The following is a 21,199-nucleotide window of genomic DNA, read 5'->3' on the forward strand; positions in this document are numbered from 1 at the left end:
AACCCGGACCTAAAAGCCGGCTCAGCGCAGGTGCGACAGCGGCAGCGCCCCCTCGCACTTGATCGCGGTGAGCACGATATTGGAACGCACGCTCTCCACCCCGGGCACCCGCATCAGCCGCTTCATGGTGAATTCCGCCAGCGTGGGCAGGTCCGGCACGACCACGCGGATCAGGTAATCGGCCTCGCCCGCTACCGAATAGCACTCCTGCACCTCTTCGAGCAGCAGGATTTCCTCGCGGAAGCGCTCGACGATGGTGTCGCCGTGGTGCGCCAGCTTGACGCTGATAAAGACCAGCACGCCCAGGCCGAGCGCCTGGGTCGACAGGCTGACGCGGTAGCCGGTGATGACGCCATCGGCTTCCAGCCGCGCCAGGCGGCGCCCGACCTGGCTGGGCGACAGGTGCACGCGCTCGGCCAGTTGCTGGTGGGTGGAGCGGCCGTCCGCCTGCAGCGCGGCCAGCAGGGCCAGGTCGAACGGGTCAAGAGAGACGCTTTGGGCAGTCATACACAAATTCCGCATCGAGTCATCGCATGACGCACGTTACATGCACGATCAATTGAAGACAAGCCGATTTTGCGGCGTATATGCGGCATGCTGTCACTAAACTACGCAGTAAATCCGCATTCCGCGCTGCCGCGCCGCAGCGATCACGCATAACAGGAGACACAAACCCATGTCCGCACCCGCCATGGCCGCCACCGAAGCCCCCGCCGCCTTCCAGGGCACCCTCACCGACAAGCTGCGCGAACAGTTCGACGAAGGCCTGCTGTCCGGCCAGGCGCTGCGCCCCGACTTCACCATCGCGCAGCCGGTGCACCGCTACACCAGCACCGATCACGCCATCTGGCGCAAGCTGTATGAGCGCCAGGCGTCGATGCTGCGGGGCCGGGTCAGCGACGAATTCCTGCAAGGCCTGGCTACGCTGGGCATGGAAAAGGACCGCGTGCCGGATTTCGGCCAGCTCAACGAGACCCTGATGCGCGCCACCGGCTGGCAGGTGGTCGCCGTGCCCGGGCTGGTGCCGGACGAGGTGTTCTTCGAGCACCTGGCCAACCGCCGTTTCCCGGCCAGCTGGTGGATGCGCAAACCCGAGCAGCTGGACTACCTGCAGGAGCCGGACTGCTTCCACGACGTGTTTGGCCACGTGCCGCTGCTGATCAACCCGGTCTTTGCCGACTACATGGAGGCCTACGGCAAGGGCGGCCTGAAGGCGGCAGGCATGGGCGCGCTCGACATGCTGTCGCGCCTGTACTGGTACACGGTAGAGTTCGGCCTGATCCGCACCGGGCAAGGGCTGCGCATCTACGGCGCCGGCATCCTGTCGAGCCAGGGCGAATCGATCTACAGCCTGGACTCGGCCAGCCCCAACCGGATCGGCTTCGACGTGCGCCGCATCATGCGCACGCGCTATCGCATCGACACGTTCCAGAAGACCTACTTCGTGATCGACAGCTTTGAGCAGCTGTTCGACGCGACCCGGCCGGACTTCGCCCCGCTGTACCAGGAACTGCGCGCGCAGCCCACGCTGGGCGCCGGCGACGTGGTGCCGGGCGACCAGGTGATCAACGTCGGTACCCGCGAAGGCTGGGCCGACACCGACGACATCTGATTCCGGCGGCCCCTGCCCCGCTTCCCGCTTTGTGAAACAATGCCGGCATGCCCGCCGCCCCGGCGCGGGCGGGCCGGCTGTCCGCTCTGGCGGCGTCCCCCGACGCTGCCTGCCGATTTCCCAAGACCCAGATCGAGCCCACCATGACCCCTCTGTCCCCGCAAGCCCGAGCCACGCTGCTCGCCGAACTGCCCGGCTGGACCACCGTCCAGGACCGCGACGCGATCTTCAAGCGCTTCACCTTCCACGACTTCAATGCCGCCTTCGGCTTCATGACGCGCGTGGCGATCCAGGCCGACAAGGCCGACCACCATCCCGAATGGTTCAACGTCTACAACCGCGTCGACATCACGCTGTCCACCCACGACGCCAACGGCCTCACACAGCGCGACATCGACCTGGCCCACTTCATCGAGCGCGCCGCGGCGGCGCTGGTGGTGCCGGGCTGATACCCGGATACCCCGCGCGGCAGCAGATACCCGGGCGGATGTAGGCAAACCGTAAGGAAGCAGCCGTCCGCGCCGAGTACAATCTGCGGCAGGCCCGCACCTGCGTGTGCTGCATGGGCCCTCCTCCAGCCATGCCCAACCTCCTGCCCGAGCCGCCATGCGTATCCTGCTGATCGAGGACGACCGCCAGATTGCCAGCGGCGTCGAAGCCGGCCTGTCCCGCGCCGGCCACCAGGTACGCGTCGTCCATGACGGCGTCTATGCCACCGAACACCTGCTGCGCGAGCAGCACGACCTCGTCATCCTCGACCTGGGCCTGCCCGGGATCGACGGCATGACCCTGCTGGCGCGCTACCGCGCCCGCAACCGCACCACCCCGGTCATCATCCTGACCGCGCGCGACGAACTGGAAGACAAGCTCTCGGGCCTGAACGCCGGTGCCGACGACTACCTGATCAAACCCTTCGCCCTACCCGAGCTGGAAGCGCGCGTGCGCGTGCTGCTGCGCCGCAGCCAGCATGGCGAGGCCGCGCCCGAGCGCGACGTGCGCCTGGGGCGCCTGCGCCTGTCCGGCAACGACCGCCGCATGTTCATCGACGCCCGGCCGCTGGAACTGTCGCCGCGCGAGTTCGCGGTGCTCGAGCTGCTGCTGCAGCGCCAGGGCCGCGTGGTCAGCAAGGCGCAGCTGCAGGACCACCTGGCCACCTTTGCCCACCCCGCCGGCGAAGGCGGCGATACCGTGGGCGACACCGCGATCGAGGTCTACGTGCACCGCGTGCGCAAGAAGCTCGAGGACTGCGATGTCGAGATCATGACCGTGCGCGGCTTCGGCTACCTGCTGCAGATCCGCGCCGGCCAATGAAAGCGTTCCTGCCGCTTGCGCCGCCCGGCGCACGGCACTGACCCCCGGCCCCGACCCATCAGCCCAGCCGGCAATGTGGCCCCGCTCCCGCACCTCCACCCGGATTTCCTGGCGCACTTCGTCCCGCATCGCAACGCGGAACGAGCTCCCTTCCTCCGCCGCGGCTGACAACGCCGGCGCCGCGCCCGCATCGACACGCCAGGCCGCCCGCCCCGGCTCCAACATCAGCCTGCGCGTACACCTGCTGCGCGCGTTGGCGACGCCGCTGTTCGCGCTGGTGCTCACCAGCGGCTCGCTGTCCTACTGGCTGGCGGCGCACTACACCACGCAGGTGTTCGACCGGGCGCTGTACGGCGTGGCCAACAACATCGCCCAGCAGATCCGCATCGCCGGCCCGCGGCTGGAGCAGGACATCCCGATGATCGCGCAGACGCTGGTCGAGGCCGAAGGCACCGACCGCATCTACTGGCGCATCCACGGGCCCGATGGCCTGATCGGCGGCATGGACACGTGGCTGGGCTACGGCACCGGCCAGACCACGCTGCACGATGCCCGGCTGTTCTACGCCTGGTTCAGCGGGCGCCAGGTGCGCGCGGTGCGGCTGCCGGTGATGCTGCCCAGCGCCGCCGTGGACGAGCTCGGCACCAGCGAGGCCGGCAAGCCCGCGCGCGGACCTATCGTGATCGAAGTGGCCGAGCTGCTGGACCGGCGCGAGACCGCCGCCAACGAGATCCTGCTGTCGGTGTCGGTGCCGCTGATCCTGCTGCTGCTGGTGGGCAGCCTGATCCTGTCGCACGTGCTCAAGGAAGAGCTGGTGCCGCTGCAGATCCTGGCCGACAAGCTCAACCGGCAGACCGCGCGCTCGCTGGCGGCGCTGGACGAAACCCAGGTGCCGGCCGAGGTGGCGCCGCTGATCCGCGGCCTGAATGCACTGCTGGCGCGGCTGCGCGACGCCCTCGATGCACAGCGCAAGTTCATCGCCGATGCCGCGCACCAGCTGCGCACGCCGCTGACCGCGGTCAAGCTGCATGCCGACCGTGCCATGGAAGCCGATTCTCCGGAGGTCGTCCGGCATGCCCTGCGTGAAGTCCAGACCGCGGCCGACCGCGCGGTGCGGCTGTCGAACCAGCTGCTGTCGCTGGCGCGCGCAGAGCCTGGGCTGTCGCTGGAGCGGCTGGGGCCGGTGGAGCACTTCGATTTGGCCGAGCTTGCCTTCGAAATCGGCGCCGAATGGGTGCCGCAGGCACTCGCGCGCCGCATCGACCTGGGTTTCGAGATATTGCCCGGGCCTACCTTCACCGGCAGCACGCCCGCGGTTGTGCGCGGGAACCGCCTGCTGATGCGCGAGGCGCTGTCCAACCTGATCGACAATGCGGTGAAGTACGTGCCGGCCGGCGGCCGCATCACCGTGCGCGCCGGCGGCGAGGCCATGGGTCACCGCGGCATGGCGGTGGTGATGATCGAAGACAACGGGCCCGGCATCCCGCCGCAGCGGCGCGAAGAGGTGTTCAAGCGCTTCTTCCGCGGCGACCGCGCGGCGCAGAGCGGCGGCGCCGGCCTGGGGCTGGCCATCGTGCACGAGATCGTGACGCTGCACCAGGGCACCATCCATATCGAGGACGTGCCGCAACAGCCGGCCAGCCTGCAGGGCACCGAGGGCACGCCGGAGCGCCGGGCGGTCATGCGCTTCGTGATCCGGATCCCGTGCGAGCCGGCAGGTTCGACCGGCTGAAGCGCCTTCGGCCTTACTTCTTCTTTTTCTTGTCCTTCGGCGCCAGCATGGTGCCGCGGCATTGCGGGCTGCCGCAACGGCACTCGAATTCCTTCTTCAGCTTGGCCGTATAGCGCGCCTCGATCACCAGCCCGTAGTCATAGAACAGCTCTTCGCCCTGGGCGATATCGCGCAGCGCGTGGATAAAGACGCGTCCCTTCTTCTCGCGCGCCTCGCAGTTCGGTTCGCAGGCGTGGTTGATCCAGCGCGCGCGGTTGCCGCCGAACTTGGCGTCGATGACGCTGCCGTCGTCCAGGCTGAAGTAGAAAGTGTGGTTGGGATCGCTGGGATCGTGCGGGTGGCGCTCCAGCGCCTTCTTCCACGAGATGTGCTCGCCCTTGTACTCGATCACGCGCTCGCCTTCGGCGATGGGGGCGATCGCGTATACGCCCTTGCCGTGCACGCCCGACTGGCGCACCTCGATCCGGTCGCTCGCGGTCTTCTTGCCCGCTGCCTTTTGCTTTGCCTTGTCCGCCATTTGCCTTTCCATGCGTGTCGCCTGCCTGTGCCGGCCGTTCCGGCGCGATCGGCATGATACCGGCGTGGCTGCGACACGTATACGTGACCCCTGGTTAACGGCTCGACCGCTCGCCCTGGCAGGTATACGGCCTGGTTACGGCCGGTCACGCAAACCTCGCGCATGTGGATAACCCCGCCTCCTTCTGTGGAAAAGCACGCGGATTCGATGTGGGCTGCCTGGGGCCCGCATGGGGATGCCTCGGGCATAAGTCGGAGGCGTATACCGCAAGACCTCATCCATAAGGCCGGTTCATCCACTGCGACCAACAATGGATGCAACCACTTCTCGTTTACGTAAACCGTTGACGGCAAAGACGTTTACATAGTTTTCCACAGCCGGAGGCGCCGTTTACCTACTACCACTATCTGTATACATGAAAGAAAGATGTAAACCGAAAGGCGGAACCAGGGCAGCGGCAAGAGCCCGGCGTATACCGGTGCCCGCAGAGGTTGCCGTATACGCAAGTCTGAACACGCCGGATCCAGGCATGCACAAGCCGAATACCGTCTTGCTAGGCAGGTAGCCTTGCCTGGATCTGTATGCAACATAGTGCAGTCGGACTGTGGGGCTTTTAGGGCGAATACAGGCGCGTATACGTGCCGGAGGCTCCCTGAGGTCCATCCCCGGTCGCAGAAGGCCCGTAAACGCCTCTGCGGCCCTCTATGGCCTTTGAACGGCTCGTGGGACATCTTGTAACGTGGCGGGCTGGCCGCCTGCCTGTGCAGCGTCATGTGGCCGTCCATGCGCTCGTCGCGCGGCGTTTGCACCGCAACGGCAGCGCCCGCAACCAGGTCTGCCAGCAGGTCGATTTGCCGCCAGCCACGGCCTGAGGCGGCCTGGCGCAATCCTGCAGGTAACAATCTGTTCGCGGTGCGCCTTGTCCGACACGGTATGATGTGGCCCGCGGCGTCTTTTGCCGGTCCGGTGGCAGCCTTGCTACCGCCGACCGGGCGCCTGTGTTTTATCAACTCGATACGGAGTGAAGCATGACGAAAACCGAACTGATCGACGCTATCGCAGCCGGTGTGGACGGTCTCACCAAGGCCAAGGCAGAACAGGCACTGAACGTGACCCTGTCGGCCATCATGGACGCCGTGGCCAAGGGCGATACGCTGAGCCTCATCGGCTTTGGCACGTTCAGCAAGGGCGAGCGTGGCGAGCGCATGGCGCGCAACCCGCGCACCGGCGAAGAAATCAAGGTGGAAGCCGCCAAGACCGTGAAGTTCAAGGCCGGCCAGAAGTTCAAGGACGCTGTCAACCAGTGAGCCTGACGGGCTGCACTGCACGGCCCGTGTTTGTTTGACCCCGCCATGCCGCCGCCGGCCGCAAGCTTCGGCCAGGGCGCAGGCGAGCGCCAGGCGGGGGACGTTATCCACAGCAGGGATCGACGTTTTCTGCAGTATCCGCCGCAGCGCTGAAGCCATTGCCGAAGCGGTTGCGCGCCAGGACTTCCAACAGGCGTCCAGCCAAGGCCGATGCAGGGCCGGACGGGGCGCCGAGCCATGTGGGGCTTCCATGTTCGCCCGTCCATTGCGCCGCAGATCTCCACAGCGTTATGCACAGCGCTTTCCACAGCGGATTCCACAGGTTTCTCCACAAGCAATTTGCGCCGCCGCGGCGCTGGCGCTGCTGAGCGCCTGCACCACGGTCAGCGAACCCGCGCGTCCGCAGGCACGGCCGCTGGCCGACAACGAGCGGCCGGTCACGACGCCCGGCGCCACGCCGCGCGAGCGCATCGTCGAGATCGCCACGCAGGAGTGGTCGCGCTGGGGCGGGCAGGTGGTGCGCCTTGGCCGCGACGACAGCGCCTGCGTCACCTACAGCCCGGCGCCGGCTCCCGAACTGCCCCCGGCCCTGCCTGAACCGCCGGAGGTGCAACCCGAGGACAAGGCCGATACCGGCGCGCCCGCCAGCGGCACCAGCGCCGACACCGACAGCAACAACATCAAGTGGCCTCGCGCCGATTGCATGACGTTCCCGGACGGCACCGGCATGGAGGCCACGCCGCTGGGCTGCACGCTGGCCCGGCGCTACTGGGGCATCGTCGGCGAAACCCCCAGTTGCCGGCAGGTCACGCAAGGCGCCTGGGCCTGGTCGGCGGTGTTTATCTCGTGGGTGTTGCGCAAGGCCGGGCTGGACGAGCAGCAGTTCCTGACCGGCCAGTCACATTCGATGTATGTAGTCGATGCGCGCGACGGCATCCTTGCCCATCCCGCCTTCCGCATCGAACCCGTTCCGGCCATGCCCCGCCCGGGCGACATCGTCTGTTCCGGGCGGGGACGCGACCGCTACCTCGAGGATGTGGCCGAGATCGGCTTCGGCACCACCCCGATGCATTGCGACATCGTGGTGGCCGTCGATCCCGCGGCGCGGGTGGTGCGTGCCATCGGCGGCAATGTCCAGCAATCGGTATCGATGGAGGAAATCGAGCTGGGCGATTCGGGGCGGATCGATGGCGTGACCAATTCGCACATGCCCTGGGTGCTGGTGATGCGGAACAACCTGCAATAGGCAGAGCATCATCAATACGAATAATCGATCAGCGGTAAAAATCCACCCATTGATTATTCGCTCGAATAATTGGCTTTACTCGAACAGTTCGAGCTGCGACCGATCCCGGTCGCTGGTCGCCACCCCAACCCCCAGCAACCGCACCGGCAGCCCGCGCCGGGCGTGGCCCTCTGCCAGCAGGCGCGCGTAGACCGTGCGGTCGGGCGCATGGCCGCGGCATTCCACCGTGGTCTGGCGGAAGTCCGAAAAGCGCAGCTTGACCGTCAGCTTGTCGATGGTGCCGTGCGCCTGCGCGCGGGCAATGCGTGCCTCGAGCATGGCGATCAGCGGCTCCAGTTCGACCAGGCATGCCTGCAGGTCGGGCAGGTCGTCGGCATAGGTCTCTTCCACGCTGATCGACTTGCGCTCCCGCTCGGGCGTCACCTCGCGCTCGTCCTCGCCGCGGCACAGCTTGTAGAGCCGCGTCCCGAACGCGCCGAATTCGCGGTGCAGCCGGTCCGGCGACCACGGCCGCAGGTCGCCGCAGGTCTGCGCGCCCAGCCGCCGCAGCTTGGCCGCGGTGACCTTGCCGACCCCGTGGATGCGTTCGACCGGCAGCGCGGCGACGAAGGCATTGACCGCCGCCGGGCGGACCACGAACAGCCCGTCGGGCTTGTTCCAGTCGCTAGCGATCTTGGCAACGAATTTGCTCGGGCCCACGCCGGCCGAAACGGTCACGCCGACCTGCTCGCACACGCGCTGTCGGATTTCTTCGGCGATGCGGGTGGCGCTGCCGGCATGGCGCGTGCAGAGGCTGACGTCGAGATAGGCCTCGTCCAGCGACAGCGGTTCAACCAGCTCGGTGTATTCGCGGTAGATCGCAAAAATCTGGCGCGATACCTCGCGATATTTGTCCATGGCCGGACGCAGGATCAGCAGATCGGGGCAAAGCTTGACCGCCTGCGCCGACGCCATGGCCGAGCGCACGCCGAAGGCACGCGCTTCGTAGTTGCAGGTGGCGATCACCCCGCGCCGGTCGGGCGAGCCGCCCACGGCCATCGGCCGGCCGCGCAGCGACGGGTCGTCGCGCATCTCGACTGAGGCGTAGAAGCAATCGCAGTCGCAATGGATGATCTTGCGCTGGACCGGGGGCGTGGCATCAGGCGGCGCGGACATGGCCGGGGCACCAGGTTTATCTACATGAAGAATAAACGCTTCGCTGAATCAAATCGATTCATTAGTCGCCTGGATGGATGCCGCCTTTTGCCGGCTGTTCACCCACAGCCCTTCCACCGCATACAGCGCCAGCGAAATCCAGATCAGCGCGTAGCCGACCTGCTTCTGCGCGGGAAACGGTTCATGCCACAGCCACACGCCCAGCAGCAGCTGCAGCGTCGGCCCGGTGTATTGCAGCAGGCCCAGCAGCGACAGCGGGATGCGCCGCGCGCCGGCGGCGAAGAACAGCAGCGGCACCGCCGTCACTGGCCCGGCCATCAGCAGCAGAAATTGCGTACCAGGCGCTGCGTGGGTGAAGCCATCCTGCCCCGTGGTGAAGAGGTAGGCCAGCATCGCCGCGGCAAAAGGAAACAGCAGCAGCGTCTCCAGCGACAATCCTTCGAGCGCGCCCAGCGCCCCCGTCTTGCGCAACAGCCCGTAGCCGCCAAAACTGGCCGCCAGCCCGAGTGCGATCCAGGGCAACTGGCCCGCCGCCACCGTCAGCCACGCCACCCCGGCCGCTGCCACCGCGATCGACAGCCATTGCACCGCGCGCAGCCGCTCGTGCAGGAACACCACGCCTAGCAGCACGCTGAACAGCGGATTGATGAAGTAGCCCAGGCTGGCATCGACCACGCGGTTGGCCGACACCGCCCAGATATAGAGGAACCAGTTGGCGCACAGCAGCGCCGCGCTGGCGCCGAACGACAGCAGCAGGCGCCGGTCCTTCAACTGGCCGAGCCAGGCCCACTGGCGCCGCCAGGCCAGCACCAGCCCCAGGAACACCAGCGACCACACCATCCGGTGCAGCAGGATCTCCGTCGGCGCAATGCCGGGCAGCGACTTGATATAGAGCGGGAGCAGCCCCCAGATGACATAAGCCAGGAGCGCGTAAAGGATGCCGATTTGCATAGGGAATTCCGGTCGATGCCGGCGATTCTACCGGCACCGGGAAAAGCTCGCCGGGCAATAAAAAACCCCATGCCCGCAGACAGGCATGGGGTTTGTGCCCGGCATCGGCCGGAACGTGCTTAGAGCTTGCGCGCGAAGCTGAACTGCGAGTAGGCCTGCTCGGCCACGTTGAACCACGCTGCCTCGTTGTTGCGGAACACGCGCCAGTCGTCGTAGATCTTCTTGAACGACGGGTTCTTGGCGGTTTCGTCGGCGTAGGCTTCCTGCGTCGCCTTGAAGCAGGCTTCCATGATTTCCTTGGAGAACGGGCGCAGCTTGACGCCGTTTTCCAGCAGGCGCGCCAGTGCCTGCGGGTTGACCGTGTCGTACTTGGCCATCATGGTGGTGTGGGCCTCGATGGTCGCCGTTTCCAGTGCGCGCTTGTACAGCGCCGGCAGCTTCTCGAACTCGCTGGCCGAGGCGTAGAACGACAGCTGCGCGCTGCCTTCCCACCAGCCCGGGTAGTAGTAGTACGGTGCCACCTTGTAGAAGCCCAGCTTCTCGTCATCGTACGGACCCACCCATTCGGCCGCGTCGATGGTGCCCTTTTCCAGCGCCGGGTAGATGTCGCCGCCGGCGATCTGCTGCGGCACCACGCCCAGGCGCGACAGCACCACGCCGGCGAAACCGGCGATGCGGTACTTCAGGCCCTGCAGGTCGGCCACGGTCTTGATTTCCTTGCGGAACCAGCCGCCCATCTGCGCGTTGGTGTTGCCGCCCAGGAAGTTGACGACGTTGTATTCCTTGAAGAACTCGCGCATCAGCTTCATGCCGTTGCCTTGCAGCATCCAGGCGTTCTGCTGGCGCGCGGTCAGGCCGAACGGCACGGTGGTGTCAAAGCACAGCGTCGGGTTCTTCCCGAAGTAGTAGTAGCCGGCCGTGTGGCCGATCTGCACGGTGTTGTTCTGTACCGAGTCCAGCACCTGCAGGCCCGGCACGATCTCGCCCGCCGCGAACACCTTGATGTTGAACTTGCCGTCGGTCAGTTCCTTCACGCGCGCCGACAGCAGCTCGGCGGCGCCGAAAATGGTGTCGAGCGACTTGGGGAAGCTCGAGGCCAGGCGCCATTCCACGGCCGGGTTGCTGCCGACCACGGCCGGTGCTGCCGGACCGCTGGCGGCGGCAGGCGCTGCCTTCTCTTCGCCCTTGCCGCACGCGGCCAGTGCCCCGGTGGCGGCTACGGCCGACGCCTTCAACAGAAAGGAACGACGTTCCATCTCTACTTCTCCTCTTATAGATTTTGGTTCGGTTGCAAGCGCGCGGCTCGCTTGGTGCCGGGCGCGGGACCGTGACGCACATGCCGCCGGCGATCGTGTCGATAGGCGGCCTGCGCACGCTGTGCCTGTTGCGAACGGGCACGGCGGCGTGCCCTGCATGGCCGGGACTTGCGTCGCACGGCGAGGGCTGTCTTACCCGAAAGACAAGCCAGCCGATTATAGCGGTGGCCCTTTCGGCACGGAGCATCGTGCCAATGCGGGTTTTCGCTAGTCGATTGCGACAGGAAGCGTGTGATTTTCGCATTGTGAGACGGGCAACACTGTGAGGGATTTTGTAACCCGGCTTGCGGTCAAATGGACCGGCTGATAAAAAACAGTCCCCGCCTTCGGCGGGTTTTGTTCGATCCAGCCGCGTGCTCAGCCCGCTGGAATCGTCGTTTCGCCTTGTTGTCGTCGTGCCCTCCGCCTTGCTGACCTCCTCCTGCCGGCTTGCCGCCGAACCCTCCTGCCTGCGCGCTGCCGCCGGCCTGGGCGGCTTGCCCCTGCGCCGCATCGGCTTTGCCGTGCTGGCAGCCTGGGGGTTGGCGGCGTGTGCGCAGACTATCGCCCCGTTGGCTGTCGCCCCTGACGACGGCACGCAGCCTCCGCGCATTGCGCAGCGGCCGGCGGTGCCGCCGGTGGTGCTGGCCGCGCCTGCAGCGCCTGTCGCGCAAGCCGCGACCGCGCCGGCAGCCACCGCGGGCCAGGACGACCCGCTGGCGGCGCTGATCGCGGGCGATGCGTCCACGGCTCCCAGCGGGACCGTCCCGGTTGTGGCGCCTGCAGCGGCGGCCGCGCCGTCCGAAGGCAGCGCCCCCGCGACCGTTGCCGCCACCGGCGCCGCGGATCCGGCTTTCGTAGGACCGCCGGAGCCGCCGGCGCCGGCACCGCCGCCGCTAGTGCTGTTCCCGCCGCGTCTGGGTGAGTTCCAGGCCGATCCGCCTGCCGCGCCGCCCCCGGCCAGGGCCGAGGCTCCGGCGGAGGCTGCTGGCGATGCCACCACCACGGCGCAAGCGCCTGCCGAGGCGCCGCCTGTGTTGCGCTCGCAACTTCCCGCCGACGATCCTGCGGGCGACTCGGTGTGGCGCCTGGGCTACAGCGGCCGCGCCGCCGTCGAAGACCGCCCGGCGACCATGCGCGCCTGCCCGGGCGGCGCGCTGTCGACCGGCATCGGCAGCGGCCTGGCCTGCCGCAGCGCCGGCGAAGTGAAAATCCGCGAGTCGGTGCTCGATGTCGATGGCGGACCGCAGGTGATGCTGATCGCCCAGGCGCGCGGCACCGACGCCACCACTGTCAACGGCCGCCCCGCCGCGATCGATCCCTACGCGCTGGTGCCGCAGTTCTATACCGCCGTCAGCGGCCTGGCTGTGCTGGACGGCGCCACCATGTGGGCGGGCCGGCGCGACAATGCGCCGTTCCTGATGTCGTCCGGCCTGCTGCCGCCCAATTCCACGGCGATGCGCTTCGGCATCGACAACGCCAGGGTGATCGGCGACATCGGCCTGAACTACCAGTACACCGCGCGCGCGGACCAGAACGGCCAGAACCTGCCGAGCTACCACTCGCTGCGCACCGCGCCCATCCCGACCAACGACAAGGGCTCGGTGCAACTCGGCTTCACCCGCGTCGAAGCCCAGCCGATGGTGCAGGACACCGGCGGCGCATGGTGGGCGTCGGCGCTGCACGAGCAGAAAGGCGTGCTGTACGGCACCAATCGCCTGGGCATGCAGTTTGGCTCAGGCTCGCGCAGTGCCATGACCGGCTACACCGGCATGGGGCCGTCGCTGTCGCGCATGCGCGTGGCGGAATCGATCGAATGGAGGGGCCGCTCGGGTCTGGGCGGCGCGGTGGAACAGAGCCTGCAGTTCGATCGATCGCCGGTCGGCACGCTGCAGTGGACCACCACGCGCGTACGCCCCGCCTATGTGGCGAGCGACCAGTTCCGGCTGAACTTCGAGGTATCGCACGACCAGATTTCGTCGGGCTTCGGCGTCAGCGGCCAGCGCACCGCGCTGACGGTGGCGCCCACGCTGACGCTGGGCAAGTCGGCGGGCAACGCCAACCTGCGCGCGTTCTATACCTACAGCCGCGCCAGCGACGTGGACGGCATCGGCTATACCGCGCCGGCCGACGCATGGGCGTCGCAGGCCAGCGGTTCGATCTTCGGCGTGCAGCTCAATCGGCGCTGGTAGCGCCAGTCTGCCAGTTGCGCCGCGTGGAAGCGGCGGTGGTCGCGCTTTCGGCCTGGGCCGGGTTTGACGCATGCGCCGTGTCCTCCGCAGCCGCCGGCTTGCGGCACAGCCAGTGGAACACCAGCGTCGCCGCCAGGCCGCCGCCGAGCTGCGCCAGCACGAAGCCCGGCACATCGACCGGCCGGATCCCGGTGAAGGTATCGGTCAATGCGCAGGCAATGGTCAGCGCCGGGTTCGCGAACGACGTCGACGACGTGAACCAGTAACCCGCCGTGATATAGCCCGCCACCACGAACGGCACCAGCTGCGGCCGGCTGCGCAGCGTGCCGATGCCCACGCCGACCAGCCCGAAGGTCGCCACGCATTCGCTCCACCACATCGACGAACCGGTACGCGCCTGGCCCGACCACGCCACCGCCGGTTCGCCGAACATCGCATGCGCGGCCAGCACGCCGCACACGGCGCCGGCCAGCTGCACCGCCACGTAGCGCAGCGCATCGCGCGGCGTGAGCGTGCCTTGCACCAGCGCGGACAGGCTCACCACCGGGTTGAAGTGCCCGCCCGACACCGGCCCCAGCGAGACCAGCAGCGCCACCAGCCCGGCGCCGGTGGCCAGCGAATTGGCCAGCAGCGCCAGCGCGGTATCGCCGGCGGCAAGTCGCTCGGCACGGATGCCCGAGCCGATCACGATCGCCACCAGCAGCGCGGTGCCCAGTCCCTCTGCCACCAGGCGGCGGGCGCGCGTACTCATCGCTGCGCCCCCATGCCGGCGCGCAAGCGCAAGGTAGTGGCCACGAGTGCGGGACAGACGGGGGGAATTTGCAGCGGCAAGATCGGCAACGTCGCCTGAGACGACGCCTCATACGGTGGCATTCAGCGGGGGATTTTCCGTGCGCGATGCCAGGTCCCGCGCGGACGCGACAGTGTTCCGCCGGCGCCTCCGAGCGTCAATGCGCGGTGGCTTTGTTGTGTGCTGACGCCGGGTATCGAATCGACACCGCGGGCTGGCTCTCGTCTACACTAAGCCAGTCTGCACGGCCAGCACATCGATATCGCGCGCCTGCCCGCCGGCAGGCCAGGCCCGACCCCTGACCGCACCGACAGGAGCCCGCCCCATGTGGCGACGTTTGCTGCCGCAGCCGCGCTGGCTGCCCCGCCTTGCCGTCATGCGCCCGCAACGGGTCGTGCTGGCTTGCTTCGGCGCGGTGTTCCTGGTCACGCTGGTGGTCGCCGCGCGCGAGCTGTACCTGGTGCGCGAGCGCGTCATCGGCGAGCGCCAGCATGCGCTGGTGCTGCGCGCGCTGGGCGTCGACGCAATCCTGTCCGCCGAACGCCGCCGCCTGTTTTTCCTGCGCGACTTCTCCGAGTATCTGTTCGCCCTGTACGCCAATGTCGGCACGGCCGATGCCGATATCGAGCGCGCCTATGCCGCCCGCAATGACGATGCCTGGCAATTGCCCCTGCAGCGTGGCGATGCGCCACTGATCGGCGTCGGTCCCCGCAGCCTTGCCGGCCTGCAAGGCTTTGCCCGCCGCGATGCCGACCTGAAGGCCGACCTGATGGTCGGCCGCACGCTGAGCCAGCTGCTCGGGCCGGGGCTGCGCGGCGACCTGATCCAGGGCAATGCGCTGTTCATCTCGTCCAATGGCTTCTTCGCTATCTATCCGCCGCAGGATCCTGCCAAGGCCGTCCGGCTGATGCAGCGATTCGACAGCATGGACTACTATCGCGGCCACATGCCGGCGCGGAACCCGACCCGGTCAATCCATTGGGCGCCGCTCTATACCGAATTCGAGGGTTCGCGCGTGCTGACGACGATCAGCATCCCGGTCTATGCCGGCAGCCAGTTCCGCGGCGTGATCGCCGTCGACGTCGCGCAGCAGCGCCTGCACGAGCTGCTGGGTGCCGCCAGCGAGCCGGGCACGGTGCACTACATGGTCAATGTGCACGGCGACGTGGTGTCGTCATCCGGCAGCGGGTTCACCGACCTGCGGAAGTGGCCCGAGGCCATAGCCGGAGACTGGTCCGGGCATGGCGTGGCGGAGTTGTTCGCGCGGGGCTCCGGCATGCTCGGCCACAACGGCGACCTGCTGTTCTTCCAGCGCGCGGGGCAAAGCCCGTGGCTGGTGGTCGACGTGCTGCCGCTGTCTTCGCTGGCACTGGCGATGTTCAGCCGATTGAGCGGACCCCTGCTGATCGTCTGGCTGCTGTTGCCGCTGCTGCTGTGGGTCACGATGCGCGTGGTCACGCAGCTGTTCGATCACTACCTTGCGCTGGGCGAGAAGCTGCAGGAACTGGCGCAGCAGGACCCGCTCACCGGCCTGGCCAACCGCAGGCATTTCCGCGCCAGCTTCGGGCGTGAGGCCAGGCGCCAGCAACGCGGCGGTACCGCGCTGTCGGTGCTGCTGATCGATATCGATTTCTTCAAGAAGGTCAACGACCGCTGGGGCCACGCCAGCGGCGACCGCGTGCTGGGCGCGCTGGCGCAGGCCCTGCACGGCACGCTGCGCGGGTTCGACCTGCCCGCGCGCCTTGGCGGCGAAGAGTTCGCCGTGATGTTGCCGCAGACCGGCCTGGCCGATGCGGTGCGGATCGCGGAGCGCCTGCGCGAGGCGATCGCCGGCTGTGCGGTGGCGGCCGAGCCGGAAGCCGAGCCCGAGTCCGATCCCGTGCTCCATGCCGCAGACGCGGGAACCTCGGGCCCCGAGCGCGTAATCCGCTTCACGATCTCGATCGGCGTGGCCGAATCGCCGGCCGACGCCCCGCTCGCGCTGGACGCGCTGCTAGCGATCGCCGACCGGCGCCTCTACGATGCCAAGACGCACGGGCGCAACCGCGTCGTCAGCGACGACGGGCTGCATGCGGGCGAAGCGGATATATCGGAGCGCTCGACCTGAGTTCGCACCTGTGTTTGCACCCCGGTTCGCCTCAGCGCAGCAGGAACGCGATATCGTCGACGCCGATCTCCGACACCGGGATGCCCTTGCGGCGCTGGAACAGGATGTGCTGCTGCACGCGGCTGCGCTGCTCGGCGAAGACCGCCGGATCGATCGGCGTACCCAGTCGCATGTAGTGCTGCACCAGCAGCTTGTAGGCGCGATGGCGCACCTGCATGGCCTCGGCCACGGCTCGCAGCCGCCGCATCTCGGCCGGACTGCGGTCCACCGCCTGGTGCAGTTCGTCGACGGTGCGGGCATGGAGTTCGCGATAGACGTCGCGTTCCGCCTCGGCCTGGTGCAAGGCGTCGCGCAACTCGCGGATCTTGCGCTGCAGTTTCAGCGTCTGCGTCACCGCCTGCTGGACCTTGCCGGCCGCGCCCAGCGCCTGGCTCGCCGCGGCCATGGTGCTCTTCCACAGGCCGCGCTCGCCGCCCGTCCCGATCAACGTATCCATCTGACCCCCGGTAGAAAGGACTTCCCTGCGCCGGGTACCGCATTGTTCTGTAGCCGAGAGCGGTTTCGCCGGCGCGCGACGCGCTGCCAGGTGGCAGGGCATCAGGCAATCCTAGAGATACCTATAACGGGTGCCAAGTAGAAGATATTTACATCTGGATTGGGTGTTGCGTGGCAGGCCAAGACATTTGCCTTGATGCCAGCGGGCCGGACCATGACCGACACCGTTTTCCAAAAGCAAAAAGCCCGGCTGCAAGAGCCGGGCTTTTTTATTCTGGTGGCCTGGGACGGAATCGAACCGCCGACACAAGGATTTTCAATCCTCTGCTCTACCGACTGAGCTACCGGGCCAAAGAAGTGAGACTATAACCGTTGTCTTTGACGCCGTCAAGCGACATCTGCGTCACTGGCTCACTGCTCGGCCGGTTCAGGCTTGTTGCGGCCCAGTTCGACGCCGAGCTGCTTGAGCTTGCGGTACAGGTGGGTACGCTCCAGCCCGGTCTTCTCGGCCACGCGAGTCATGCTGCCGTGTTCGCGCAGCAGGTGGTACTCGAAGTAGGCGCGCTCGAACAGGTCACGCGCTTCACGCAACGGCATGTCGAAGGAGAACTGCATCTCGGCCTCGGGCACGCGCGCAGGGCTGCCATTGGCGGTGGTCTCGGCTGCGGCTTCCGGTGCGGCGGTGGCGCTGGCGGATTCGGCCGAAGGAGCGCTTGCCGGCGCGGCGGTGGTGGCGGGAGCGCTGCGCGGGCGTTCGATGCCGCGTGCCAGGCCCTGCTCCACCGCGGACAGCAGCTTCTGCAGCGCGATCGGTTTTTCCAGGAAATTCAGCGCGCCGATCTTGGTGGCCTCGACCGCGGTGTCGATGGTGGCATGGCCCGACATCATGATGACGGGCATGCTCAGCTGGCCCTGCGCGGACCATTCCTTGAGCAGGCTGACGCCATCGGTATCGGGCATCCAGATATCGAGCAGCACAAGGTCAGGTGTGCCGCCCGCGCGGTATTCGCGCGCCTGCTGCGCGTTCTCCGCGAGTTCGACCACGTGGCCTTCGTCGCTGAGGATCTCCGAGAGCAGCTCCCGGATTCCCATTTCGTCATCGACTACGAGGATGGTTGCCATACTTCCCCTCTTAACCCCACCGCAGCGTTCCGGGACCGGATCGCCAAAAGTTGACTATGCCAGTTTAACGAACAGGATCGAGATCTGTGCACCGACGACCTCCGCACCTTCCAGGCGATTGCGCAGCTCGATGCGCGCACCGTGTTCGTCAATGATCTTCTTTACCATCGCAAGCCCGAGACCCGTGCCCTTGGCTTTGGTGGTCACGTAGGGCTCGAACGCGCGGCTCAGGATCCGTGGTGCAAAGCCGGGGCCATTGTCCGCAACGGTGAGCTTGACGGCCTGCCGGTTTTCGCCGGCAGAATCTTTGTATTCTACAGTCTCGGTGTTCAGAGTGATATGGGGCGCCGCCCTACCCGCCGCCACGTTCTCGGCGGCCGCATCCTGCGCGTTCTGCAGCAGGTTGTGGATGACCTGCCGCAGTTGCGTAGGGTCGCCCTTGATCTCGGGCAGCGCAGCGCCCAGCGCCGGATGGATCACCGGATGCTCGTGCAGCGCGGGATCGTCGATGCCATACAGATGCAGCACCTCTGACACCAGGCTGTTGAGCTGCAGCGATTGCAGCACCGCGGGCGGCGTGCGCGCGTAGTCGCGGAAATCGTCGACCATGCGCTTCATCGCCGCCACCTGGCTGACGATCGTGGCCGCGCCGCGCTTGAGCACGTCGACGTCGGTGCCTTCCAGCTTGGGCGAGAGCTTCATCTGCAGCCGCTCGGCCGACAGCTGGATCGGCGTCAGCGGGTTCTTGATCTCGTGCGCGAGGCGACGGGCCACTTCGCCCCAGGCCACCGAGCGTTGAGCGGAAATCACATCGGAAATATCGTCGAAGACGATGACGTAGCCGGGCTCGTCGCGCTCGCCGCCGGGCAGCCGCGCGCCGCGCACCAGCAGCGTCAGCGGTTGTTCGTCCATGCCGCCGCCGTGGCCCTGCGGCAGCTCGATCTGCTTCTGCCAATGCTCGGCGCCGCCCAGCACCTCGCTGGTGTTCTGGTCGGAGAACGCCTGGCGCACGATCTCGCCGAACGGGCCCATCCCCGGGATCTGCTCCACCGGCAGTCCCAGCACGGCGCCGAACGGCTGGCGGAAGATGCGCTCGGCGCCGGGGTTGGCGGTGATCAGCACGAAGCGCCGGTCGAATACCAGCACGCCCGCGGTCAGGTTCTGCAGCACGCTTTCCAGGTAGGCCTTTGACTGCTCCAGCGCCGCGCGGTTTTCTTCCACCGCCAGGCGCGCCTCGGCCAGCTGCCGCGTCATCTGGTTGAACTGCTGGGTCAGCATGCCGAGTTCGTCGCGGCTCTTCAGCTCGCGCTTGGGCGACAGGTCGCCCTCGGCCACTTCCTTGGTCCCCTGCAGCAGCATCAGCAGCGGCCGCGCCAGCTGGCCGCCGAGCAGCAGGGCCAGCATCACCGCGATAAAGACCGCGAGGAACAGCGTCAGCGTCAGCGTCCCGATATACATCTTGCGCAGGCCGGTGCGGCCCAGCGCTTTCTCCTGGTACTCCTGGTAGGCACGCTGCACCTCGTCGGCATTGCGCGCGAGCACGGCCGGCACGGGGTGCAGCACCTGCAGGTAACGCTCCTCGCGCACGGTCTCGCCGACCAGGCCGAAGCCGCTCGACGGCGCTTCCTCGGGACGGCGCTCCACCGACAGGCCCGACCCGGCCCAGCGCGGGCGCGGTGTCGCGCGCGGCGTGCTCGCGGCCACCTGCTCCTGCGCGGTGGTCGGCGCCGCGCCCAGCGGGATGATCACGCGCAGCCGGTACAGGGGGGTGCCTTCGACGCGCTCGGCGCCCTGGCTGTCCTGCGTCGGATCGGTGCCGCCTTCGACCGCGGCGTAGCCGCCCGCCAGCCGCGCCTGCTCCGCCAGCACGCCCGAAGGCAGGTCGGGCACCAGCGCGGCGTAGTTGCTCGATGCGGTGGCCAGCACGCGGCCGCTGCCGGTGAAGATTGCCGCCTCCTGCACGCCGTATTGCTCGCGCAGCCGGCTCAGCTGCAGCGACGTGGACACGCCCGACGAACCGGAGAGCTGCTCGGCCATCAGCCGCGCCTTGCCCTGCAGGTCGGCCAGCGCGCTGTCGATGGTGGAGCGGCCCAGGTTGAGGCCGGCTTCGAGCGCGGTTTCCACGCGCACGTCGAACCAGGACTCGATGCTGCGCGAAACGAACTGCAGCGACACCAGGTAGATCAGCACGCCCGGCAGCACGCCCACCACGCCGAAGAACACCGCGAGCTTGGTCATCAGCCGCGTGCCGAACTTGCCGCGGCGGTAGCGCAGCCACAGCGTCACCGCGAGCGCGCCGACGATCACCACCAGCAGCGCGCCGATCACCAGGTTCACCTTGAACAGCAGCGTGAAATAGCGATCGAAGAATTCGGTATTGGCCGATGCCCCGGCCAGCAGGCCGACCAGCACCAGCGCCAGGAACACGATGATGCCTGCCACGACGCGATACAGCACGCGCCGGAAACGGCTGTCCCACAGCGAAGTGTTCATGGCTGGCTTGAGGCGGACAGCGCCGGCTGCGCCAGCAGCGCGGGCGACAGCGCGCTCGATACCGCCTGCACGAACACGGTGTTGCGCGGCTCCGCCGCGGCGGCGGGTGCGCCCGGCGCAGACGCGGGCGCCGGCATGGGCATGGGCATGGGCATGGGTGCGGCAGGTGAAGCGGGCAGCGGCGGCGGCGCCGGAACCGCGGGCACCGGCACCGGCGTCGGGATCGCGTTCAGGTCCGTCGGCACGGTGTAGATAAAGCGCCGCCAGTCCGAAGCCAGGTTCCAGTCGCGCGTATTGACCGCATTGATCTGGAACGGCTTGGGCAGTTGCGACAGGTCCAGCCGCATGCGCACCTGCGCGTGATAGCTCTCGCCGGGCTTGACCGCGTTGCGCTCGAACACGCGCCAGCCGCGTACCCGCTGGACAAACTGCAGCGCGCTCTTCAGCCGCGAGAACGGCAGCTGCAGGCCGCCGGTGGAAATGCGGTATTGCCGCGTCAGCGGCTGGTAGGACAAGCGCACGCTGCGGCTGGTGTTGACCGGCTTGTCGTCGAACCAGTACCAGCGCGGCCGCGTCAGCTCGAAATCGACCACGAAATATAGCGATATGCCCTTGTGCAGCGCGTCTTCCAGCGCGGGCGGCAGGTCGAACTCGAAGCTCGCAGCCAGTTCGAAGCCACCGTCCTGGTATTCGATGCGGGCCTCGGTAGCCTCGATCACCTGCGCCTGGGCGGCAGGCGGCAGCCACAGCAGCAGAGCCAGCGCGAGCATCAGCACACGCATGCACGCCCGCAGTTGCGTCCGCAGTTGCGTCATTCCCGCGGCGAAATCCACGGTAACGCGGCAGTCTGATGGGCGCGGCGTGCTCGGCATCG

18 protein-coding genes and 1 tRNA gene are annotated in these 21,199 nt (G+C 67.5%); 8 read left to right on the plus strand and 11 right to left on the minus strand.

Going from position 1 to position 21,199, the window contains the following annotated elements; translation table 11 throughout:
* Window positions 1-21: 21 nt before the first annotated feature.
* Window positions 22-507 carry an Lrp/AsnC family transcriptional regulator gene (locus E1J61_RS24580; RefSeq protein WP_029046491.1) on the minus strand — a complete coding sequence of 162 codons (486 nt, stop codon included), beginning with the start codon at window positions 505-507 and terminating at the stop codon, window positions 22-24.
* A 169-nt stretch (window positions 508-676) separates the two neighbouring features.
* Between E1J61_RS24580 and phhA the strand changes: the two genes are divergently transcribed.
* The 4 genes from phhA to E1J61_RS24600 all read left to right on the plus strand — a co-directional run bounded on the left by phhA (window position 677) and on the right by E1J61_RS24600 (window position 4,655).
* Window positions 677-1,612, plus strand: coding sequence for a phenylalanine 4-monooxygenase (gene phhA, locus E1J61_RS24585; protein WP_243736960.1), 936 nt, complete (start codon window positions 677-679; stop codon window positions 1,610-1,612).
* Window positions 1,613-1,755: 143 nt separating this feature from the next.
* Window positions 1,756-2,061: a 4a-hydroxytetrahydrobiopterin dehydratase gene (locus tag E1J61_RS24590; protein WP_063240039.1), complete on the plus strand. Its 306-nt coding sequence runs from the start codon at window positions 1,756-1,758 to the stop codon at window positions 2,059-2,061.
* Between the two features lie 157 nt (window positions 2,062-2,218).
* Window positions 2,219-2,923, plus strand: coding sequence for a response regulator transcription factor (locus tag E1J61_RS24595; RefSeq protein WP_133096581.1), 705 nt, complete (start codon window positions 2,219-2,221; stop codon window positions 2,921-2,923).
* A gap of 73 nt (window positions 2,924-2,996) precedes the next feature.
* The gene (locus E1J61_RS24600) at window positions 2,997-4,655 is read left to right on the plus strand and encodes a sensor histidine kinase (RefSeq protein ID WP_133096582.1); all 1,659 of its coding nucleotides are present in this window, start codon (window positions 2,997-2,999) and stop codon (window positions 4,653-4,655) included.
* A 13-nt stretch (window positions 4,656-4,668) separates the two neighbouring features.
* Here the strand turns inward: E1J61_RS24600 and E1J61_RS24605 are convergent, their stop codons facing one another.
* Window positions 4,669-5,172, minus strand: coding sequence for an SET domain-containing protein (locus E1J61_RS24605; RefSeq protein ID WP_133096583.1), 504 nt, complete (start codon window positions 5,170-5,172; stop codon window positions 4,669-4,671).
* Between the two features lie 1,028 nt (window positions 5,173-6,200).
* Between E1J61_RS24605 and E1J61_RS24610 the strand changes: the two genes are divergently transcribed.
* Both E1J61_RS24610 and E1J61_RS24615 read left to right on the plus strand, forming a co-directional pair.
* Window positions 6,201-6,479 (plus strand): HU family DNA-binding protein, encoded by a 279-nt coding sequence (locus E1J61_RS24610; RefSeq protein ID WP_012354324.1) that lies wholly within the window; start codon window positions 6,201-6,203, stop codon window positions 6,477-6,479.
* A 250-nt stretch (window positions 6,480-6,729) separates the two neighbouring features.
* A complete protein-coding gene (locus tag E1J61_RS24615; RefSeq protein ID WP_133096584.1) occupies window positions 6,730-7,725 on the plus strand; it encodes a DUF2272 domain-containing protein in 996 nt (331 codons plus the stop codon).
* Window positions 7,726-7,800: 75 nt separating this feature from the next.
* On the opposite strand, the gene dinB is transcribed toward E1J61_RS24615, so the two are convergent.
* From dinB to E1J61_RS24630, 3 genes are all read right to left on the minus strand, one after another.
* The gene (gene dinB / locus E1J61_RS24620) at window positions 7,801-8,880 is read right to left on the minus strand and encodes a DNA polymerase IV (RefSeq protein WP_133096585.1); all 1,080 of its coding nucleotides are present in this window, start codon (window positions 8,878-8,880) and stop codon (window positions 7,801-7,803) included.
* A gap of 48 nt (window positions 8,881-8,928) precedes the next feature.
* The gene (gene rarD / locus E1J61_RS24625) at window positions 8,929-9,831 is read right to left on the minus strand and encodes an EamA family transporter RarD (protein WP_133096586.1); all 903 of its coding nucleotides are present in this window, start codon (window positions 9,829-9,831) and stop codon (window positions 8,929-8,931) included.
* Between the two features lie 119 nt (window positions 9,832-9,950).
* A complete protein-coding gene (locus tag E1J61_RS24630) occupies window positions 9,951-11,087 on the minus strand; it encodes a TRAP transporter substrate-binding protein (RefSeq protein WP_133096587.1) in 1,137 nt (378 codons plus the stop codon).
* A 536-nt stretch (window positions 11,088-11,623) separates the two neighbouring features.
* Here E1J61_RS24630 and E1J61_RS24635 point away from each other — a divergent pair.
* Window positions 11,624-13,318 (plus strand): carbohydrate porin, encoded by a 1,695-nt coding sequence (locus E1J61_RS24635; RefSeq protein WP_133096693.1) that lies wholly within the window; start codon window positions 11,624-11,626, stop codon window positions 13,316-13,318.
* Here E1J61_RS24635 and E1J61_RS24640 read toward each other — a convergent pair.
* Window positions 13,302-14,069 carry an MIP/aquaporin family protein gene (locus E1J61_RS24640; RefSeq protein ID WP_243736961.1) on the minus strand — a complete coding sequence of 256 codons (768 nt, stop codon included), beginning with the start codon at window positions 14,067-14,069 and terminating at the stop codon, window positions 13,302-13,304. The two genes, E1J61_RS24635 and E1J61_RS24640, sit on opposite strands and share 17 nt — an antisense overlap.
* 364 nt (window positions 14,070-14,433) lie before the next feature.
* On the opposite strand from E1J61_RS24640, the gene E1J61_RS24645 reads away from it, so the two are divergent.
* The gene (locus E1J61_RS24645; protein ID WP_133096588.1) at window positions 14,434-16,215 is read left to right on the plus strand and encodes a diguanylate cyclase; all 1,782 of its coding nucleotides are present in this window, start codon (window positions 14,434-14,436) and stop codon (window positions 16,213-16,215) included.
* A 31-nt stretch (window positions 16,216-16,246) separates the two neighbouring features.
* Here the strand turns inward: E1J61_RS24645 and E1J61_RS24650 are convergent, their stop codons facing one another.
* From E1J61_RS24650 to E1J61_RS24670, 5 genes are all read right to left on the minus strand, one after another.
* Complete coding sequence (locus tag E1J61_RS24650; protein ID WP_133096589.1) at window positions 16,247-16,711, minus strand: hypothetical protein; 465 nt, start codon at window positions 16,709-16,711, stop codon at window positions 16,247-16,249.
* Between the two features lie 274 nt (window positions 16,712-16,985).
* Window positions 16,986-17,061 (minus strand) — tRNA-Phe (locus tag E1J61_RS24655).
* 60 nt (window positions 17,062-17,121) lie between these two features.
* Window positions 17,122-17,832: a response regulator gene (locus E1J61_RS24660; RefSeq protein ID WP_133096590.1), complete on the minus strand. Its 711-nt coding sequence runs from the start codon at window positions 17,830-17,832 to the stop codon at window positions 17,122-17,124.
* Between the two features lie 54 nt (window positions 17,833-17,886).
* Entirely contained in the window at window positions 17,887-20,325 is a 2,439-nt protein-coding gene (locus E1J61_RS24665) for a PAS domain-containing sensor histidine kinase (protein ID WP_133096591.1), read from the minus strand.
* Window positions 20,322-21,197 (minus strand): DUF4390 domain-containing protein, encoded by an 876-nt coding sequence (locus E1J61_RS24670; RefSeq protein WP_133096592.1) that lies wholly within the window; start codon window positions 21,195-21,197, stop codon window positions 20,322-20,324. The genes E1J61_RS24665 and E1J61_RS24670 overlap by 4 nt, the downstream gene beginning before the upstream one ends.
* Window positions 21,198-21,199: the final 2 nt, after the last annotated feature.

It is taken from the genome of Cupriavidus sp. L7L (genome assembly GCF_004353535.1).
Taxonomy (GTDB): Bacteria; Pseudomonadota; Gammaproteobacteria; order Burkholderiales; family Burkholderiaceae; genus Cupriavidus; species Cupriavidus oxalaticus_A.

Coding starts and splice junctions, on each gene's coding strand:
- E1J61_RS24600 (WP_133096582.1), top strand. CDS start 2,997: ATGTGGCCCCGCTCCCGCACCTCCACCCGGATTTCCTGGCGCACTTCG.
- E1J61_RS24580 (WP_029046491.1), bottom strand. CDS start 507: ATGACTGCCCAAAGCGTCTCTCTTGACCCGTTCGACCTGGCCCTGCTG.
- E1J61_RS24665 (WP_133096591.1), bottom strand. CDS start 20,325: ATGAACACTTCGCTGTGGGACAGCCGTTTCCGGCGCGTGCTGTATCGC.
- phhA (WP_243736960.1), top strand. CDS start 677: ATGTCCGCACCCGCCATGGCCGCCACCGAAGCCCCCGCCGCCTTCCAG.
- E1J61_RS24605 (WP_133096583.1), bottom strand. CDS start 5,172: ATGGCGGACAAGGCAAAGCAAAAGGCAGCGGGCAAGAAGACCGCGAGC.
- E1J61_RS24630 (WP_133096587.1), bottom strand. CDS start 11,087: ATGGAACGTCGTTCCTTTCTGTTGAAGGCGTCGGCCGTAGCCGCCACC.
- rarD (WP_133096586.1), bottom strand. CDS start 9,831: ATGCAAATCGGCATCCTTTACGCGCTCCTGGCTTATGTCATCTGGGGG.
- E1J61_RS24660 (WP_133096590.1), bottom strand. CDS start 17,832: ATGGCAACCATCCTCGTAGTCGATGACGAAATGGGAATCCGGGAGCTG.
- E1J61_RS24590 (WP_063240039.1), top strand. CDS start 1,756: ATGACCCCTCTGTCCCCGCAAGCCCGAGCCACGCTGCTCGCCGAACTG.
- E1J61_RS24640 (WP_243736961.1), bottom strand. CDS start 14,069: ATGAGTACGCGCGCCCGCCGCCTGGTGGCAGAGGGACTGGGCACCGCG.
- E1J61_RS24595 (WP_133096581.1), top strand. CDS start 2,219: ATGCGTATCCTGCTGATCGAGGACGACCGCCAGATTGCCAGCGGCGTC.
- E1J61_RS24615 (WP_133096584.1), top strand. CDS start 6,730: ATGTTCGCCCGTCCATTGCGCCGCAGATCTCCACAGCGTTATGCACAG.
- E1J61_RS24670 (WP_133096592.1), bottom strand. CDS start 21,197: ATGCCGAGCACGCCGCGCCCATCAGACTGCCGCGTTACCGTGGATTTC.
- dinB (WP_133096585.1), bottom strand. CDS start 8,880: ATGTCCGCGCCGCCTGATGCCACGCCCCCGGTCCAGCGCAAGATCATC.
- E1J61_RS24610 (WP_012354324.1), top strand. CDS start 6,201: ATGACGAAAACCGAACTGATCGACGCTATCGCAGCCGGTGTGGACGGT.
- E1J61_RS24645 (WP_133096588.1), top strand. CDS start 14,434: ATGTGGCGACGTTTGCTGCCGCAGCCGCGCTGGCTGCCCCGCCTTGCC.
- E1J61_RS24650 (WP_133096589.1), bottom strand. CDS start 16,711: ATGGATACGTTGATCGGGACGGGCGGCGAGCGCGGCCTGTGGAAGAGC.